General features: G+C 71.6%; 16 protein-coding genes. 9 read left to right on the forward strand and 7 right to left on the reverse strand.

Annotated features, from left to right (window positions below):
* Positions 1-27: 27 nt before the first annotated feature.
* From AB0K00_RS02685 to AB0K00_RS02710, 6 genes are read right to left on the reverse strand one after another with little or no spacing between them, the layout of a single operon-like run.
* Positions 28-1332: a metallophosphoesterase gene (locus AB0K00_RS02685; RefSeq protein WP_363514107.1), complete on the reverse strand. Its 1305-nt coding sequence runs from the start codon at positions 1330-1332 to the stop codon at positions 28-30.
* 4 nt (positions 1333-1336) lie between these two features.
* Positions 1337-1582, reverse strand: a complete 246-nt coding sequence (locus AB0K00_RS02690) for a MoaD/ThiS family protein (protein WP_363514110.1) — start codon at positions 1580-1582, stop codon at positions 1337-1339.
* Complete coding sequence (gene moaA / locus AB0K00_RS02695) at positions 1579-2610, reverse strand: GTP 3',8-cyclase MoaA (RefSeq protein ID WP_363514113.1); 1032 nt, start codon at positions 2608-2610, stop codon at positions 1579-1581. Before moaA ends, AB0K00_RS02690 begins: the two co-directional genes overlap by 4 nt.
* A gap of 31 nt (positions 2611-2641) precedes the next feature.
* The gene (locus AB0K00_RS02700; protein WP_363514116.1) at positions 2642-3508 is read right to left on the reverse strand and encodes a fructosamine kinase family protein; all 867 of its coding nucleotides are present in this window, start codon (positions 3506-3508) and stop codon (positions 2642-2644) included.
* 12 nt (positions 3509-3520) lie between these two features.
* Positions 3521-5179 (reverse strand): GTPase, encoded by a 1659-nt coding sequence (locus AB0K00_RS02705; protein WP_363514118.1) that lies wholly within the window; start codon positions 5177-5179, stop codon positions 3521-3523.
* Between the two features lie 10 nt (positions 5180-5189).
* Positions 5190-7010, reverse strand: coding sequence for an ABC transporter (locus AB0K00_RS02710; protein ID WP_363514121.1), 1821 nt, complete (start codon positions 7008-7010; stop codon positions 5190-5192).
* A gap of 238 nt (positions 7011-7248) precedes the next feature.
* Between AB0K00_RS02710 and dnaK the strand changes: the two genes are divergently transcribed.
* The 4 genes from dnaK to AB0K00_RS02730 are packed head-to-tail and all read left to right on the forward strand — an operon-like array spanning position 7249 to position 11589.
* Positions 7249-9126, forward strand: a complete 1878-nt coding sequence (dnaK, locus tag AB0K00_RS02715; RefSeq protein ID WP_363514124.1) for a molecular chaperone DnaK — start codon at positions 7249-7251, stop codon at positions 9124-9126.
* Entirely contained in the window at positions 9123-9887 is a 765-nt protein-coding gene (gene grpE, locus AB0K00_RS02720) for a nucleotide exchange factor GrpE (protein WP_363514127.1), read from the forward strand. The genes dnaK and grpE overlap by 4 nt, the downstream gene beginning before the upstream one ends.
* 24 nt (positions 9888-9911) lie before the next feature.
* The gene (gene dnaJ / locus AB0K00_RS02725) at positions 9912-11150 is read left to right on the forward strand and encodes a molecular chaperone DnaJ (RefSeq protein WP_363514130.1); all 1239 of its coding nucleotides are present in this window, start codon (positions 9912-9914) and stop codon (positions 11148-11150) included.
* Positions 11140-11589, forward strand: a complete 450-nt coding sequence (locus tag AB0K00_RS02730; protein ID WP_363514133.1) for a helix-turn-helix transcriptional regulator — start codon at positions 11140-11142, stop codon at positions 11587-11589. Before dnaJ ends, AB0K00_RS02730 begins: the two co-directional genes overlap by 11 nt.
* A gap of 125 nt (positions 11590-11714) precedes the next feature.
* Here AB0K00_RS02730 and AB0K00_RS02735 read toward each other — a convergent pair whose 3' ends face one another.
* Positions 11715-12146 (reverse strand): hypothetical protein, encoded by a 432-nt coding sequence (locus AB0K00_RS02735; protein WP_363514136.1) that lies wholly within the window; start codon positions 12144-12146, stop codon positions 11715-11717.
* A 200-nt stretch (positions 12147-12346) separates the two neighbouring features.
* Here AB0K00_RS02735 and AB0K00_RS02740 point away from each other — a divergent pair, with 200 nt between their 5' ends.
* From AB0K00_RS02740 to AB0K00_RS02760, 5 genes are all read left to right on the forward strand, one after another.
* Positions 12347-12901 (forward strand): DUF1707 domain-containing protein, encoded by a 555-nt coding sequence (locus AB0K00_RS02740; RefSeq protein ID WP_363514138.1) that lies wholly within the window; start codon positions 12347-12349, stop codon positions 12899-12901.
* Positions 12889-14040 carry a sialidase family protein gene (locus AB0K00_RS02745; protein ID WP_363514141.1) on the forward strand — a complete coding sequence of 384 codons (1152 nt, stop codon included), beginning with the start codon at positions 12889-12891 and terminating at the stop codon, positions 14038-14040. The genes AB0K00_RS02740 and AB0K00_RS02745 overlap by 13 nt, the downstream gene beginning before the upstream one ends.
* Before the next feature lie 73 nt (positions 14041-14113).
* Complete coding sequence (clpB, locus tag AB0K00_RS02750) at positions 14114-16708, forward strand: ATP-dependent chaperone ClpB (protein WP_363514144.1); 2595 nt, start codon at positions 14114-14116, stop codon at positions 16706-16708.
* Positions 16709-16718: 10 nt separating this feature from the next.
* Positions 16719-17087, forward strand: a complete 369-nt coding sequence (locus AB0K00_RS02755; protein WP_363514147.1) for a hypothetical protein — start codon at positions 16719-16721, stop codon at positions 17085-17087.
* 69 nt (positions 17088-17156) lie between these two features.
* Positions 17157-17822 carry a hypothetical protein gene (locus tag AB0K00_RS02760; protein WP_363514150.1) on the forward strand — a complete coding sequence of 222 codons (666 nt, stop codon included), beginning with the start codon at positions 17157-17159 and terminating at the stop codon, positions 17820-17822.
* The last annotated feature ends 5 nt before the right edge of the window (positions 17823-17827 follow it).

Consider the following 17827-nt stretch of genomic DNA (forward strand, 5'->3'; position numbering starts at 1 on the left):
TGTCACACGCCCACCGTCCGGCGCCCGCTACGCGCCGTGCAGCTCAACGATCGAGATGTCCGGCGGCGCCCCGAAGCGCACCGGCGGACCCCAGAACCCGGCGCCCCGCGTCACGTAGACCTGGGTGCCGTCGACGGTGCCGAGACCGGCCACGACCGGCGCCTCCAGGCCGACCAGCAGGTTGAACGGCACCATCTGACCGCCGTGGGTGTGTCCGGACAGCTGCAGGTCGACGCCGTGCTTCGCCGCGTCGTGCGCCTGGACCGGCTGGTGCGCGAGCAGCACGACCGGTCGCGAGGCGTCGCGGCCGTCGAGCGCCTTGGCGAAGTCTGGCCCGTCGCCGACGTCCTCGCCGGTGACGTCGTTGACGCCGGCGAGGTCGATGCCCTGGATGTCGAGCCGCTCGTTGCGCAGCACCCGGACACCGAGCGAGTTGACCTCGTCGATCCACTCCTTGTAGCCGGAGAAATACTCGTGGTTGCCGGTGACGAAGAAGCTGCCGTGCCGCGCCTTCAGGTCCTGCAGCGGCTCGGCGGCCGGCCCGAGCTCCGCGACCGAGCCGTCGACCAGGTCACCGACGATCGCGACCAGGTCGGCGTCGACCGAGTTGATGATCCGGACGATCCGCTCGGTGTGTGACCGGCCCAGCAGCGGCCCGAGGTGGATGTCGGACACCAGCGCGATCTTGAACCCGGCCATGCTCGCCGGGAGCTTCGCCAGGCGGATCGGGACGCGCTTCAGCACCGGCGCGCTCTTCGCCTGCCAGGTGCCGATGCCGACGGCCGCCACGGACAGGACCCCGGCCGTCGCCGCCAGCGACCGCCCGAGCAGCAGCCGGCGGGAAGGGTCGAACCGCCCCTCCACCGCCGCCGGCAGCGCCTCCGCCGAGGACCGCGCCGGCTCGAGGCCCGTCGCGTCGTCCACAGGCCCGCCCGGCCCGTCCACAACCCCTTGCACAGGTCGGGCCGCACTGTCCACAGGCAAAGCACTGCTGTCCACAGAGTTATCCACAGGCTGCGGCGTCCTCCGGAGGGTCCACCCGCGCAGCGCCAGCCGCGGCAGCTCCAGCACCGCCAGCGTCACCAGCAGGTAGAACATCAGGGCCAGCCACAGGAACCCCGGCCACGCCAGCACTGGCTGCTGCTTCAGCGGCAGCACCCGCGACCCGACCAGCGTTACCGGGATCAGCACCCCGAGCAGCACCACGACCAGCGTCCCCACCCGCCGGCCGCGCCGCGTGGTGACGACGTCCTTGACCAGCCGCTTCCACAGATACCAGTGGATGGCGCCGATGACGAGCAGCACGACGACCAGGAAAAGCGCAATGAACACGTGCTCAGCCGCCCGCGAATGGTGGAAGGACGTCGACCGTCGCCGTCTCCGGCAGCGCCGCGTCGCGGTCGCGCCAGGACGTGCCGTCGACCAGGAACGAGCAGGCCGTGAGCACCGAGGCCAGCTTCGGCCTCGCCGCCGTCACGGCGGCCGCGAGCTCACCGAGCGTCGCCGCCTCGATCTTCTCCTCGGGCACGCCGGCGGCCGCGCGGGCCCCGGCGAAATAGCGCACGAGCAGCACCGCGGTCATCCCCCGATCGCCGACATGGGACGGGCAGGCTGCAGGAACTTCGGGTCGTCGATGCCGTGCCCGGCCGGCTTCGCCCACATCGCCTTGCGCCACAGGTCGGCCAGCTCGCCGTCCGTGGCCCCGGCCCGCAACGCGCTGCGCAGGTCGGTCTCCTCCTGGCTGAACAGGCACGAGCGCACCGACCCGTCGGCGGTCAGCCGGGTGCGGTCACAAGCGCCGCAGAACGGCTGCGACACGCTCGCGATCACGCCCACCCTGGCGGGCCCGCCGCCGATGCTCTCATGCCCCTCGACCAGCCAGGTCTCGGCGGGCGCACCCCCGCGCAGCGCCGGATCGGGCCGCAGATCGAACGCCTCGCGCAACCGGCCGAGGATCTCCTCGCCGGTCACCATCTCCTCGCGGCGCCAGGTGTGTCCGGCGTCCAGCGGCATCTGCTCGATGAACCGCAGCTCATAACCGTGCTCGAGGGCGAACCGCAGCAGCGGCACCGCCTCGTCGTCGTTGACCCCGCGCAGCAGCACCGCATTCATCTTCACCGGCACCAGGCCTGCCTCGGCGGACGCGGCGAGCCCGGCGAGGACGTCGGCGTGCCGGTCGCGCCGGGTCAGCGCCTGGAACCTGGCCGGGTCGACGGTGTCCAGCGAGACGTTGACCCGGTCGAGCCCCGCCTCGGCGAGCGTCCCGGCGAGCCGGGCCAGGCCGACGCCGTTGGTCGTCAGCATCGTGCTCGGCCGCGGCTCCAGCGCGGCGACGGCCCGCACGATCCCCGGCAGTCCCCGGCGCAGCAGCGGCTCACCGCCGGTGAAGCGGACCTCGGTCACACCCAGCTGGGTGACCGCCACCCCGATCAGCCGGACGACCTCGTCGTCGGTGAGCAGCGTCGGGCTGGGCAGCCAGTCGAGCCCCTCGGCGGGCATGCAATAGGTGCAGCGCAGGTTGCACCGGTCGGTCAGCGAGACCCGCAGGTCGGTCGCCACCCGGCCATGGCGGTCGGTAAGACCGGCACCCGGTGGCTCCGAAAGCGTCATGACCGAAACGGTACCCCAGCGGTATGACAGTTCAGAGGGCTCGCAGTGTGGAGCGGACCGACTCCCGGTATGCGGCGCCGAACAGCGCCGTGTGCACCAGCAGGAGGTAGAGCCGGTGCAGCGGCACCCGGTCCCGCCAGCCGTCGGCGAGCGGCCAGGCCTCGCCGTATGCGGCCAGGAACCGGTCATAGTGCGGCGCGCCGCCCCACAGGCCGAGCAGCGCCAGGTCGGTCTCGCGGTGCCCGCCGTGCGCGGCCGGGTCGACCAGCCAGCCGTCGCCGTTGCGATCCCACAGCACGTTGCCCGGCCAGAGGTCACCGTGGATCCGGCAGGGCGGTTCGGCACCGCCGTACCCCTCGATGCCGGCGATCACCCGCTCGACGTCGGCAACGTCGGCGCCAGTCAGCGCGCCGTTGTCGATCGAGATGCGCAGGAAGGGCAGCAGCCGCCGCTCGGCGAACCAGGCCGCCCAGGGACCGTCGGAGGCGTCGTTCGGCAGTGCCGCCGTGCCGATGAACCCGGTCCAGGGCGCCCCGAACGACGGCGCGCCGGCCCGATGCAACGCCGCCAGCCGCCGCCCGAGCCGTTCGGCCCCGTCCGTGGTGGCCTCGCCGTGCTCGATCCACTCGAGGGCGAGCAGCTCCGGCAGCTCGACGATGACGTCGGGCACCGGCACCGCACCGGACTCCCGCAGCCACCGCAGCCCGGCGGCCTCGGCGGCGAAGAACCCTTCCGGCGGATCGGCGAGGGACTTGCAGAAGATGGAACTGCCGTCGTCGAACGTCAGCCGCTGGGCAGTGCAGATCGACCCGCCCGGCACCGGCGTCTCACGGATGCGCTGGTGCTTGATGAACACCGGCAGCTGCGCCGGATGCTCCTTCAGGTAGTGCAGGTCCATCAGCGCCACCGCTCAGCGGGCGGCGGTTCGCAATGCGTCACGCGCGTCATCGTACGAGCGCAGCACCGCTCGCATGGGCGCGACGATGTGCACGTCCGCCACCTCAGCGATCGCGGCGCGCAGCCGGCGCTCGGCGCGCGCCTTGGCCCGGCGGGCGGCCAGCCCCACGATCGGCCGGACCACGATCGACAGCAGCACCCCGAACAGCAGCCCGCCGAGGAGCAGCGCGGTCGGCAGTGGCAGCCGCCCGACCTCCGGGGCGTCGACGCCGGGCAGGCCGAGGAACGCGAACGCCGCCCGCACCGCCAGCCACAGCAGCCCGACCAGCGCGGCGGCGGCGCCGAGCCACTGCAGGCCACCGACCAGCCGCCACCAGAACGGTCGGCGGGCCATGCCGAGGTCGGCGGAGGCGACCGCGACGTCCATCGCGTCGGGCACGTCGTCGAGGTGGGCGCGGGACGCGGCGGTGACCGCGGCCGGCCACGGCTCCGGCAGCCCCGCACCTGCCTGCTCGGCGACCTCGCGGGACGCCAGCGTGACCGCGGCCTTCTGTGCCGCCGTCGACTCCGGCAATGACGAGGCGGCAGGTGTACCGCCAGCCGGCTGGTCCAGATGCAACCTGCGCAAAGGGTCGGGCCGGAGCTTGCGGGCCCAGCGCGCGACCGGCCAGCCGAGCACGCCGGTCGCGCGGTGCCGGTAGGTCCGTTCGGTCGCGGTGACGACGATGGGCACCCCGGCCGCGACGGCGAGCGACTCGGCGAGCCGGTCGACGGCGGCCGGTTGGATCTTCTCGCCGCCGACGTCGGCGGCCACCAGCGGCTCCAGCTCGCCGACCGCGCCGCTCACGTCGCCGGCGAGGCGCTGCAGGGCGGCCTGGCGCTGCTCGACGGTGCGCTCCAGCGTGGCGCGCAGCATGTCGAGGCCCGGCTGGCCCTTCGCGGAGGTCGCGAACGCCGGCACCCCGCCGAGCCCGTCGGCCTCCAGCAGCCGGCGCAGGTCGGCGACGAGCCGCTCGCTGTCGGCCCGGTTGAGCCGGTCGGCCTGGTTGAGCACCACGACGGTCACGTCCCGGTGCCGCTGGAACTGGGCGAGATACTGCTGGTGCACGACCCGGTCCGCGTACTTCTGCGGGTCGAGCACCCACACCACCAGGTCGACGAGGCGCAGCAGCCGGTCGACCTCGAGCCGGTGCCGGGCCTCGATCGAGTCGAAGTCGGGCAGGTCGAGCAGGACCAGGCCACGCAGGCCGGCCTCGTCGTTGCCGTCCAGCGCACTCTCCCGGGTGAAGCGCCGGTTGGGCGGCACCCCGAGCCAGTCGAGCAGCGGCCCGGCGCCCTGCGGACCCCACACGCAGGCGTGCGCGACGCCGGTCGTCGGGCGGCGCACCCCGACGCGGGACAGCTGGAAGCGGCACAACGCGTTGAAGAGGCTGGACTTGCCGCTGCCGGTGGCGCCGGCCAGCGCAACGACCGTGTGCGCCCGCGACAGGGCCAGCCGCTCCCCGGCCCGGTCGATGACGGTACGGGCGGTGACGAGCTGCGCGTCCGGCACGTGGTCCTCGGTCGCCCGCACGAACCGGCGCAGCCCCTCGACCCGGTCCGCGAGACGGTCGGCGTCCACCGTGCCACCCTGCCGCGGGATCGCCTGTTTGATCCGCTCCACCAAGCTCATCGGGTCGCTCTCATTTGGAGTCCAGCCGGACGTCGGCGCGGGCGAGTTGCACCGCGGTGCTGGCGGCCCGCAGCCGGCCGGCGTAGTCGTCGTCGACCCCGGCGCCGGCCAGCGCGCTGCGGTAGCGGCCCGCCTCCTCGTCGAACAGGGCGGCGACCCGGTCCAGCAGGTCCTGCCTGGCCCGCTCGGCGAGGGACCGCACCGCCTGGTCGCCGAAGATCGCCTCCAGCACCTTCTGTGCGGTGACGGTGGTGCCGCCGGCCACCACGATCTCCAGGCCGGTCGGGATGAACGCGGTGGCGGCGAAGACCGACACCATCACCAGCAGGCCGGTCGCGTTGACCGCATAGGCGCTGGCCCGGGCGAGCACCCGCTTGTCGCCCGCCTCGGTGCGCACCAGCTCGAGGACGGAACGCTGCCAGTCGCGAGTGAGCCGGGAGATCCGCTCGTCCAGGTCGTCGGAGGGGTGGGTCAGGTTGGGCGCGGCGGCCAGCAGCGCGGCACCCGCGGGGTGGGACTTCCAGGCGACGCCGGCCCGCTCAGCGGCGTCGGTGGCGGCGCCCTTGAGCAGGATTCCCAGCCCGGAGCCGATCGCCTCCTGGAAGCGCTCGCCGGGCGCCGGGCGGCCGGTGAGCGCGGCGATGATCCGGTCGCGGGCCCGCCCGACGCGGGCCTGCAGCGCGCGCATGATGTCGCCGGTGCCGACGAGCTCCTGCCAGCGGGCGAGCACCTCACCCCGCAGCAGCGCGCCGTCGTGGATGCCCTGCTCCACCGAGGAGGTGGCGGCCCGGTAGGAGCCGCGGACCGCGTCGTCGAGTGACTTCGCGGCGGTGACCTGGTCCTCGGCGGCCGCGGCGAGGACGCCCACGTCCATGGTGAGCGCGTCCACGGCGCCGCCGACGGTCTGGCGGACCACCGCGGCGCGCGCGTCCGCGGAGCGGGCCAGCTTGCCGAACCAGTCCCGCAGCGGCGCGACCTGCGCCTCGTTGAGCAGCCCCTGGCTGTCGAGGCGGACCTCGGGCAGCACGAACAGCGGCACCCCGCCGAGGTCCTGCTCCTGCAGCATCGAGGTCAGGTGCGGGCCGATCTCGTCGGCCGCCCCGCCGCCGGGCACCCGGTCGAGGACCAGGGCGATGGCGGTGCCCCGGTTGCGGGCGGTGCGCAGCATCCCCCACGGCACCGCGTCCGCATAGCGGGCGGCGGTCGTGACGAAGAGCCAGAGGTCGGCGGCGGCGAGCAGTTGCGTGGCGAGCTGCCGGTTGGCGTCGACGACGGAGTCGATGTCGGGCGCGTCGAGCAGGGCCAGGCCGGCGGTGAGCGCCTGCGCGGACACGACCTGCAGGGTGCCGGTGTCGCTGCTCGCGCCGGTGGTGCGGATCAGCGACGGCAGCACGTTGGGCTGGGAGAACCAGGACATGTCGGTGGGGTGGCAGACCAGCACCGGCGCGCGGGTGGTGGGGCGCAGCACGCCCGCCGGGCTGACCGGCGTGCGGATCAGGCTGTTGACCAGGGTCGACTTGCCGGCCCCGGTCGAGCCGCCGACGACGACCAGCAGCGGCGCGTCGAGCCGGTCGAGCCGGGGCAGCAGATAGTCGTCGAGCTGGTCGACCATGGCCGCGGCGACCGTGGTGGCCCGCTCGGCGCTGGGCAGCGGCAGGGCGAAACGGGTCGCCTTGCCGAGGTCCCGGAGGTCCACGAGGGCTTGGACGAGGTCGGCGACGGGGGACCGCTCCGGCTCCCGGGCGCGTGGGGGCCGACCGGTGGACGGGTCATCCGCTGAAGGGCTGGCGGCCGTCGACCGGGCGGACACCGACTCGCCCTGTGTGGTCACGGGTAAAGCGTGCACGATGTCGCTGTCGAGCGCCATGCAATGCCGGTAAGCATCGATGGCACCCAGCGCAATCTCACCCATGACCTACCACAGCGGTACCCCCGGGTGTGACAAGTTGCGCCGAACTCACTCAAGGTTCGACTTGACGATCGTGAGTTGCGTGGCACTATTGAGTGACAGTCACTCAACTTCGCGGTCGGTGCCTTCGCACCGACTGCTTCCTGGAGGTCTAGCAGCTATGGCACGTGCGGTCGGCATCGACCTCGGAACCACCAACTCGGTGGTCAGTGTCCTTGAGGGCGGCGAGCCCAGCGTCATCGCCAACGCCGAAGGTGCGCGCACGACGCCGTCCCTCGTTGCGTTCGCCCGGAACGGCGAGGTGTTGGTGGGTGAGGTCGCCAAGCGGCAGGCCGTCACCAACCCGGACCGGACCATCCGCTCCGTCAAGCGGGAGATGGGCACCAACTGGGCCATCGACATCGACGGTAAGAAGTACACCCCGCAGGAGATCTCCGCGCGGGTGCTCATGAAGCTCAAGCGCGACGCCGAGGCGTATCTCGGCGAGCAGATCACCGACGCGGTCATCACCGTGCCGGCATATTTCAACGACTCGCAGCGCACCGCCACGAAGGAGGCCGGCGAGATCGCCGGGTTCAACGTGCTGCGCATCGTCAACGAGCCCACCGCGGCCGCCCTGGCCTATGGCCTGGACAAGGGCCCGAAGGAGCAGACCGTCCTGGTCTTCGACCTCGGCGGCGGCACGTTCGACGTGTCGGTCCTGGAGCTCGCCGAGGGTGTCGTCGAGGTCAAGTCGACCTCCGGTGACAACCACCTCGGTGGCGACGACTGGGACGAGCGGGTCATCGACCACCTGGTCAAGACCTTCCGCGGCCAGCACGGCATCGACCTGTCCGCCGACAAGATGGCGATGCAGCGGCTGCGTGAGGCCTCCGAGAAGGCCAAGATCGAGCTGTCGGCGGCGACCACCACCTCGATCAACCTGCCCTACATCACCGCCGGCCCCGACGGCCCGCTGCACCTGGACACCCAGCTGTCGCGCGCCGAGTTCCAGCGGATGACGCAGGACCTGCTCGACCGCACCAAGGGCCCGTTCGAGAGCGCCATCAAGGACGCCGGCCTCAGCGTCTCCACGCTGGACCACGTGATCCTCGTCGGTGGCTCGACCCGTATGCCCGCCGTGACCGAGCTGGTCAAGCAGCTCACCGGCCGGGACCCCAACAAGGGTGTCAACCCGGACGAGGTCGTCGCCGTGGGCGCCGCCCTGCAGGCCGGTGTCCTCAAGGGCGAGGTCAAGGACGTCCTGCTGCTCGATGTCACCCCGCTGTCGCTGGGCATCGAGACCAAGGGCGGCATCATGCACAAGCTGGTCGAGCGCAACACGACCATCCCGACCAAGCGCTCCGAGGTCTACACCACCGCGGACGACAACCAGCCGTCGGTGCTCATCCAGGTCTTCCAGGGCGAGCGCGAGATGGCTGCCTACAACAAGCGCCTCGGCACGTTCGAGCTGACCGGCCTGCCGCCGGCGCCGCGTGGCGTGCCGCAGATCGAGGTCACCTTCGACATCGACGCCAACGGCATCGTGCACGTGTCCGCCAAGGACCTCGGCACGGGCAAGGAGCAGTCGATGACGATCACCGGCGGCTCCGCGCTGCCGAAGGACGACATCGAGCGGATGATGCGCGACGCGCAGGACCACGCCGACGACGACAAGCGTCGCCGCGAGGAGGCCGAGACCCGCAACCTGGCCGAGGCCCTGCAGTGGCAGACCGAGAAGTTCCTGGCCGAGAGCGGCGACAAGATCCCCGCCGACGCCAAGGACCAGATGAACGAGGCACTGGGCGACCTGCGCAGCGCGCTCGGCGGCAACGACACCGAGCGGATCAAGTCGGCGCACGAGAAGCTGGCCCAGGTCTCGCAGCAGGCCGGCAGCGCCCTGTATGAGCAGCAGCGTCAGCAGGGCGCCGGCGGCGGCGAGACCCCCGGTGCCGGGTTCGGTGGTGCCGACGCCGGCGGCGCGCAGGCCGGCCCGCAGGGCAACGGCCCGGATGACGTCGTCGACGCCGAGATCATCGACGAGGACAACAAGAAGTGACCGACGAAGCCCGCGCCGCCGGCCCGGAAGGGCCGGCGGAGCGCGTTGTGATCAAGGACAAGCGAAAGGTGTCGGCCAACGGCAAGCCGGCCGACGCACCTGACGCCGGACACACCGCGGAGGAGGCCGATGTGGAGGTCGAGGAGACCGAGACCGTGACCGAGACGGCTGCAGCGCCGGTTGAGCCGCAGGACGGGGACGCCGATGAGGCGCCGGTCGAGGGCGAGATCGTGGACGAGACGTTCACGGTCCACGCGCCCCCGTCCGGGGCACCGGGCGAGGCCGCGGCGCAAGGCACCACCGACGACACCCACCAGCACGGCCTCGGCGCGGAGCTGGCGGCGCTGCGCACCGACCTCGACGAGCGCACCCGGGACCTGCAGCGGGTCACCGCCGAATACGCCAACTACCGCAAGCGGGTCGACCGCGACCGGGCGCTGGTGGTCGAGCAGTCCACCGGCACCGTGCTCGGCGCACTCCTGCCGGTGCTCGACGATCTCGACCGGGCCCGGGAGCACGGCGACCTGGTCGGGCCGTTCGGTGCGGTCGCGGAGCAGTTGACCGCGGCGCTGACCAAGTTCGGGCTGACCGTGTTCGGGTCCAAGGGCGACCCGTTCGATCCGACCCGTCACGAGGCGGTAGCCCACCTGACCTCGGCCGAGGTGACCGAGCCGACCTGCATCGACGTGATGCGGCGCGGCTATCTCCTTGGCGAGCGGCTGCTGCGACCGGCTCTGGTCGCCGTTGCCGACCCGGAGTAAGAGACGTCTGGAGGAGGTGGCGCAATGAGTTCGAAGGACTGGTTGGAAAAGGATTTCTACGCGGTTCTGGGCGTCACCAAATCCGCTTCCACCGACGAGATCAAGAAGGCCTACCGCAAGCTCGCCCGGGAGCTGCACCCCGACCGCAACCCCAACAACGCGGCGGCCGAGGAGCAGTTCAAGGAGGTGTCGGAGGCGTATGACGTGCTCTCCGACACGGGCCGCCGCAAGGAATACGACGAGATGCGGTCGCTCTTCGGCGCTGGTGCGTTCCGGCGCAACGCGCGGGCCGGCAACCACGGCCCGGGCGGCGGCCCCGGCTTCGACTTCTCCGACCTGTTCGCCAACGGCGCGCAGGGCGGTGCGCCCGGCCAGGGTGCCGGCGTCGGTGGCGACCGCCGCTTCGGCGGCGCGGGCTTCTCGGACCTGTTCAGCTCGATCTTCTCCGGTGGTGGCGGGGCCGGGGCCACGGGTGCGCCGCCCGGACGCCGCGGCCGCGGTCGTGACGTCGAGACCGAGGTAGTGCTCAACTTCGCCGACGCGGTGCAGGGCGCCACGCTGCCGATCACGCTGCGCACGCCGGGCACCTGCGAGACCTGCCACGGCAACGGCGCGGCCCCCGGCTCCACGCCGCGGACCTGCCCCAACTGCCGGGGCCAGGGTGTCGTCAGCAGCAACCAGGGCTCGTTCAGCTTCACCGAGCCGTGCCGGGAGTGCCAGGGTGTGGGCACGATCGTCGACGAGAAGTGCCCGGAGTGCGTGGGCAGCGGCGGGGTGACCAAGACCCGCACGATCAACGTGCGTATCCCTCCGGGGGTCGCCGAGGGTCAGCGGATCCGGTTGACCGGTCGCGGTGAGCCGGGCACCCGCGGTGGCGCGGCCGGCGACCTGTTCGTGTTGATCAGGGTGCGTCCCGACTCGGTCTTCGGCCGGACCGGCGACGATCTGACCCTGACGGTGCCGGTGACCTTCGCCGAGGCGGCGCTCGGCGCCGACCTGCGGGTGCCGACCCTCGACGCGGCCGTCACGCTGCGGGTGCCTCCGGGCACCCCGAGCGGGCGGACGCTGCGGGTGCGCGGCAAGGGGGTCGCCCGGCGCGACGGGAAGGTCGGCGACCTGCTCGTCACGATCGACGTCCACGTGCCGGCGGAGCTCTCCGAGGCCGCCCGGCAGGCACTGTCCGACTACGCGGCCGCGGCGCCGCCGGCTCCGAGGGAGCGGCTCGAGGCGATCGCACGGGAGCGCAGCAGCTATGAACGATGATGGGCGCTTCGAGGAGCGCGAGGTCTTCATCAGCTTCGAGGCGGTCTCCGACGCCAAGGTGCTGATCATCTCGATCGCTGCCCGGCTGGCCGGGATGCACCCGCAGACCCTGCGGCAATATGACCGCATGGGGCTGGTGCAGCCCGGCCGCACCTCCGGCGGTGGCCGGCGCTACAGCGAGCGCGACGTGGCGCTGCTGCGGGAGGTGCAGCGGCTCAGCCAGGAAGAAGGCGTCAACCTCGCCGGCATCAAGCGGATCATCGAGCTCGAAGGTCTCGTCAGCGACCTGCGCCAGCGGGTCGCCGACCTGGAGGACGAGCTGATCCGCACCCGGACCAGGCTGGCGCGCCTGGAGGCGAGCGGCTTCCCCCGCCGGGACTTGGTGCCGACGCACCAGCATCAGACCGCCCTGGTGGTCTGGCGACCCAACCAGAAATAGCGTGTTTGCCCTTCCCCGCCGCCGGGCATGACCTGGGCAGGGAATGGTGTGGTCATCCGGAGGGCTGACCGGATGTTCGCAGGGTGTGGTCAAACTGTTGGGGCGCCGTCGCTGACGGCGCCCTTTCAGCTGATCCGGCGCGGCGCGCGGACCAGGCCGCCCTCACACCAGTCGTGATACTCGAACAGCTCGGGCCGGGCGAGCAGCATCCTGGCGTTGTGTGCCCAGATCGTCAGCTGATCGTCACCCTGCTCCTCCGCCTGCTCGACGAACTTGCGCAGGCGCCGCTTCGGGTGGGCACGGAAGTGCGTGCGGATGCCGTCGGCGGCGTAGATGTACAGGCAGTGCAGAGCGAACCGGCGGGCCGGGCAGGCCGGGTCCATCGCCAGGTCGAACAACGTGCCGATCAGCCGGTCGCCGGCGACCAGGAGGTCCCAGTCCGGCGGCATGGTCTGCAGCACCGACGCGTCGGGATGGTAGGCCCACGCGCGCAGTTCTGCTGGAGTAGGGTCGACCGGGTTGTCAAAGCCCCGGAATCCGGCTTGTTGCACGCTCAACGTCAGCTCCCGTGGCCAGCGGGTATGTGATCGCCAGAGGTCCTGGAGTCGGCGACAACTTAGCCCGCCACCTGGCAACAGCGGAAGAGCCGAAGGGACCGGTTACTCTCCGGATACCGCCATACGGGTGACTTTACGGTGATAAGTCCCCTGCGATCTGGGCTATGTCAATGGGTTCCGGCTGGGTCTACAGTGTCGTCGTGAGCACGGACCATCGCGGCATGCGCATCTCCGACGCAGAGCGCGAACGGGTGGTCGCCCAGCTGAACCTGGCCGTGTCCGAGGGCCGGCTGACCCTGGCGGAGTTCGAGGAGCGGGTCGACGGCGTCCTGCGGTGCCGGACATATGGCGAGGTCGAGCCATACGTGATGGACCTTCCCGGGCAGCAGATCAAGGCGCCCGAGGCGGTCGAGATCCGCAACCGGTCCTCGTCGCTGAAGCGGCAGGGCCGCTGGACGGTCCCTCGCCGGCTGTCGATCACGACCCGGGCCGGCTCCGTAAAGCTCGACTTCACCCAGGCGATCTTCGCCAGCAGCTTCGTCGACGTCGTGCTCGAGGCGCAGTCGAGCTCGGTCGAGCTCATCCTGCCCACGGGCGCCACCGCCGACCTCGACAGCATCGACGCCCACGCGAGCACCGTGAAGTCGCGGATCGAGCCGTCGGGCCAGGGGGTCACGTTCCGCATCAGCGGCGAGGTCAAGAGCAGCAGCGTCAAGGTGCGCTACCAGCGGAGGTTCTGGCGGTGGCGTTGGTAAAACGTCGAGCGCTGGCCGCCGCGCTGGCCGCCGCGCTGACCATGACGCTCACCGCCGGGTCCTGCACGCCGGACAAGGAGTCGGCCGACGAGCCGGCCACGGACGTCTCCTACCAGGAGGAGCCACCGGCGCCGGCCGGGTCGGAAGACCCGCACAACCGGCAGTCGGTGGTCCAGGTGCCGAAGGGCACCTCGCCGCGCGCGGTCGAGTTCGCCGACGCCGACACCGGCTACGCCCTGTTCAGCACGTGTGTCAGCGGGCTGGCCTGCCAGGTCGGCCTGGTCATCACGCTGGACGGCGGGCAGTCGTGGGTGGCCCGCAAGGTGCCCTTCGACGACGCCACCGAGGTGGAGATGCGGCTGGGCCGGGGCAATGTGCTGCTGCTGCGCACCGTGCCCGGCGGCTGGTATGTCTCCCGCGACTCCGGCCACACCTTCCAGCAGCACCCGCTCATCCCGACCCCACCGGAGGTCAACCTCACCGAGCCGCGGTTCAGCCTCGGGTGCATCGACGGCACGGTCGACTGCGCGGCCAGGCAGCCGATGGAGGTCACCGACGACGGCAAGCGGACCGCGCTGCCCGGCCGTCCCGCCGGCAACCAGCGCTTCACCAGCCTGGTGGCGCAGGCCGACGGCAAGCTGTGGCTGACAGCGCAGGCCGTCGAGACCTCGAACACCGCGGCACCGATGATCACGGTCAGCGTCTGGAGCAGCGCCGATCACGGCCGCACCTGGCGGGCCGAGGGCACGGCCCGGCTGCCGCAGCAGAGCGGGGTGGAGCCGCACGTGGTCGTCGCTCCCGACGGGTCCGACGTGTGGCTCGCGGCGAACCAGTACGCGGCCCGGCGCAGCGCCGACGGCACCTGGGTCGAGGCGAACGCGATGCGCGAGGTGGCCGAGGTCTACAGCGCCGAGGTCCTGCCCGGCGGCATCCTGCTGATCGCCAGCGGCCAGGGCGTCTGGACGGTCGACGGTGACAAGCGCATCCGTGACCAGGGCGGCCGGCTGGTCTTCCGGCTCCGCCGGCTCTCCGACACCGCCATCCTCGGCTACCCGGCGCAGCAGTCGGGTGAGGTGTGGCTCTGCGTGGTGAAAGACAAGAATTGTGAGTGGTCGAGGGTCGCTGTCGCTGCACGATAAGACTTGAGTGGAATAGACTCAACCTCGGAAGCGTCGTATCTGGAGCACGGGTACGAAACAGAACGAGGAGCCGATGAACGCCGAACGCCTGACCACCAAGAGTCGCGAGGTCATCAAGGCCGCCGTTGACGCGGCGAGCCAGCGCGGGCACGCGACCGTCGAACCATGGCACCTGCTGCTGTCGCTGCTGGACACGGGCGGATCGACCGCCGCGGGCCTGCTGCGCGCGGTGGGCGCCAATCCCGCCGACATCCGCCGCGCCGCGCTGCACGCCGTCGACCGGCTGCCCAGCGCCAAGGGATCCAGCGTGGTCGAGCCCAACATGGCCCGCGAGTTCGCCAACGCGATCCAGGCCGCGGAGCAGATCGCGCGCCCGCTCGGCGACGAATACACCTCGACCGAGCACCTGCTGGCCGGCCTGGCCCGCGTCGGCGGTGCGGTCGCCACCCGGCTCAAGGAGTCCGGGGCCACCGAGCAGACCCTCGTCGCCGCGTTCCCGCAGGTCCGCGGCGGTGACCGGCGGGTCACCACGGCCGACCCCGAGCAGACCTTCCAGGCGCTGGAGAAGTATGGCGTCGACCTCACCCAGGCCGCCCGCGACGGCAAGATCGACCCGGTCATCGGCCGGGACTCCGAGATCCGCCGGGTGATCCAGGTGCTGTCGCGCCGCACCAAGAACAACCCCGTGCTCATCGGCGAGCCCGGCGTCGGCAAGACCGCGATCGTCGAGGGCCTCGCCCAGCGGATCGTGGCCGGCGACGTGCCCGAGTCGCTGCGCAACAAGCGCCTGGTCAGCCTGGACCTGGCCGCCATGGTCGCGGGCGCGCAGTATCGCGGCCAGTTCGAGGAGCGCCTCAAGTCCGTCCTGGAGGAGATCAAGAGCTCCGACGGGCAGGTCATCACCTTCCTCGACGAGCTGCACACCATCGTCGGCGCCGGCAAGGGCGAGGGCTCCATGGACGCCGGCAACATGCTCAAGCCGATGCTGGCCCGCGGCGAGCTGCGGATGGTCGGTGCGACCACGCTGGACGAATATCGCGAGCACATCGAGAAGGACCCCGCGCTGGAGCGCCGGTTCCAGCCGGTCGTGGTCGGCGAGCCGTCGATCGAGGACACCATCGGCATCCTGCGTGGGCTCAAGGAGCGCTACGAGGTGCACCACGGCGTGCGGATCACCGACGCCGCCCTGGTCGCGGCGGCGACGCTGTCCGACCGGTACATCGCCGACCGCTTCCTGCCGGACAAGGCGATCGACCTGGTCGACGAGTCGGCGTCCCGGCTGCGGATGGAGATCGACTCGCGGCCGGTCGAGGTCGACGAGGTCGAGCGGATCGTCCGCCGGCTGGAGATCGAGGAGATGGCGCTGGCCAAGGAGCCCGACGTCGCCTCCGCGGAGCGGCTGCAGCGGCTGCGCGCCGAGCTGGCCGACCGCCGCGAGCACCTGACCGCGCTGACCGAGCGTTGGCAGAACGAGAAGCAGCACATCTCGGCCGTCTCCACGATCAAGGAGCAGCTGGAGCAGCTGCGGGGCGAGGCCGACCGGGCCGAGCGCGACCTCGACCTGGCCAAGGCCTCCGAGCTGCGCTATGGGCGGATCCGCGACCTGGAGCAGGAGCTGCGCACCGCCGAGGTGGAGCTGGCCGAGCTGCAGTCCGCCGGGTCGATGCTCAAGGAGGAGGTCTCCGCCGACGACATCGCCGCGGTGGTCGCCTCGTGGACCGGGATCCCTGCCGGCCGCCTGATGGAGGGCGAGACGGCGAAGCTGCTGCGGATGGAGGAGGCACTGCGGAGCCGGGTCGTCGGGCAGGAGCAGGCGGTGCAGGCCGTCTCCGACGCGGTGCGCCGCGCCCGCGCCGGGATCGCCGACCCCGACCGCCCGACGGGCAGCTTCCTCTTCCTCGGCCCCACCGGGGTCGGCAAGACCGAGCTGGCGAAGGCGCTCGCGGAGTTCCTCTTCGACGACCAGCGCGCCATGGTACGCATCGACATGAGCGAGTATGGCGAGAAGCACACGGTCGCCCGGCTCGTCGGCGCGCCCCCTGGATACGTGGGCTACGAGGAGGGCGGCCAGCTCACCGAGGCGGTCCGCCGCCGGCCCTATTCGGTGGTGCTGCTCGACGAGGTCGAGAAGGCCCACCCCGATGTGTTCGACGTGCTGCTGGCGGTGCTCGACGACGGCCGGCTCACCGACGGGCAGGGTCGCACGGTCGACTTCCGCAACGCCATCCTGATCCTGACGTCCAACCTGGGCTCCGAGGTGCTCGCCGACGACCCGACGCTGACGACCGAGCAGCGGCGCGACGCCGTGATCGCCGCGGTGCGGCAGCACTTCAAGCCGGAGTTCGTCAACCGGCTCGACGACATGGTCGTGTTCGACGCGCTGTCGCCCGCCGACCTGCGCGCGATCGTCGACATCCAGCTGCAGGCCCTGGCCCGCCGCTTGGCGGACCGGCGGCTGGCGCTGGAGGTCACGGACGCGGCACGTGACTGGCTCGCCAGTCTTGGGTATGACTCGGTGTATGGCGCCCGCCCCCTGCGGCGCCTGGTGCAGACCTCCATCGGAGACCAGCTCGCCAAGGCGCTGCTGGCCGGCACGATCCGCGACGGTGACCGCGTCGTCGTGGACCTGGCGGACGACAAGAAGGCGCTCACAGTCAGCGCCGGATAGGACGAGGGCGATGCTGTGGAAGAAGAACGGTGCGTTCGATGAGGAACTGCGCCAACTCGCCGACGCCGACACGCTGGCGTTCGGCGGGGTCGGCATCGCCGGCACGCTCCTGCCGGCCACCAAGGCGTATTTCGCGGTCGAGGAGGGTCTCCGCCAGCACGGCGCCGAGCTGCGGCCCAAGCTGGAGGCGCTCCTCGACCGCGCCAAACCCGCTGGCCGGCTCTATGCGGCCGAGCTCCTCACCCACGTCGACGCCGACGCGGGCAGGGCGGCCTGGCAGCGCCTCGCACGGCAGGATGCCGAGGTCACGACGTTCAGCGGCTGCATGATGGGCACCACCACGCTCACCCGATATGCGCAAGATCGCCTCAACAACTGAGGCCAGCGCCTGCGGTGCCGGCCCGACATCGATACGGTTGATCCTCAAGGTTTCCTGGGAGGAGATCCGATGGCATACGCCGACCCAGCGTCTGGGCCGCGCGCCCGACCGTCCACCGTCAACCTGGCCGTCTACCTGCTCTACGCGGCGGCCGGCCTCGAGCTGATCAACATCATTCTCTCGCTGGCCTATTCCGGCGCACTCACCGACGGCGCGAAGAAGGCCGTCGCCGGCACCTCGCAGGAGGGCGCCGGCCTGGGGCAGGGCGCCACCGGCGCCATCACGGTCGTCGTCGGCGTGCTCATCATCGTGCTGCTGAGCCTGCTGGCGGTGTTCGTCGGCAAGGGCAAGCAGGTCGCCCGGATCCTCACGTGGGTCCTCGGCGGCATCGCGGTGTGCTGCACGATCGGCGCGTTCGGCTCCACCATCCTGCTCAAGAGCTCGTGGGAGCAACTCCGCAAGGACGACCAGTCCCTGCCCACTTGGGACCGCTACAACGAGCTGCTCTACTCCGAGGTGCCGAGCTGGTATCAGCCGGTCACCACGGTGCTGGGCATCCTGCTGATCCTGGCGATCCTGGCGGCGATCGTGCTGCTGGCGCTGCCCGCGTCGCACCCGTACTTCCGCAAGGTCGAGCAGCAGTGGGAGCCGCCGGTGCCCGGCACCGGTGACCCCGGGTACCCCGGTTATCCGCCGGCCGGCGGACCGCCGAACCAGCCGCCACCGACCGTGTGAACCAA

This window comes from Dactylosporangium sp. NPDC049525 (genome assembly GCF_040676755.1).
GTDB lineage: Bacteria > Actinomycetota > Actinomycetes > Mycobacteriales > Micromonosporaceae > Dactylosporangium.

Bases quoted from the DNA above. Each gene is read 5' to 3' on its own strand.
- AB0K00_RS02760 (WP_363514150.1), top strand. From the start codon at position 17,157: ATGGCATACGCCGACCCAGCGTCTGGGCCGCGCGCCCGACCGTCCACC.
- AB0K00_RS02730 (WP_363514133.1), top strand. From the start codon at position 11,140: ATGAACGATGATGGGCGCTTCGAGGAGCGCGAGGTCTTCATCAGCTTC.
- AB0K00_RS02705 (WP_363514118.1), bottom strand. From the start codon at position 5,179: ATGAGCTTGGTGGAGCGGATCAAACAGGCGATCCCGCGGCAGGGTGGC.
- AB0K00_RS02700 (WP_363514116.1), bottom strand. From the start codon at position 3,508: ATGGACCTGCACTACCTGAAGGAGCATCCGGCGCAGCTGCCGGTGTTC.
- clpB (WP_363514144.1), top strand. From the start codon at position 14,114: ATGAACGCCGAACGCCTGACCACCAAGAGTCGCGAGGTCATCAAGGCC.
- dnaJ (WP_363514130.1), top strand. From the start codon at position 9,912: ATGAGTTCGAAGGACTGGTTGGAAAAGGATTTCTACGCGGTTCTGGGC.
- AB0K00_RS02690 (WP_363514110.1), bottom strand. From the start codon at position 1,582: ATGACCGCGGTGCTGCTCGTGCGCTATTTCGCCGGGGCCCGCGCGGCC.
- dnaK (WP_363514124.1), top strand. From the start codon at position 7,249: ATGGCACGTGCGGTCGGCATCGACCTCGGAACCACCAACTCGGTGGTC.
- AB0K00_RS02755 (WP_363514147.1), top strand. From the start codon at position 16,719: ATGCTGTGGAAGAAGAACGGTGCGTTCGATGAGGAACTGCGCCAACTC.
- moaA (WP_363514113.1), bottom strand. From the start codon at position 2,610: ATGACGCTTTCGGAGCCACCGGGTGCCGGTCTTACCGACCGCCATGGC.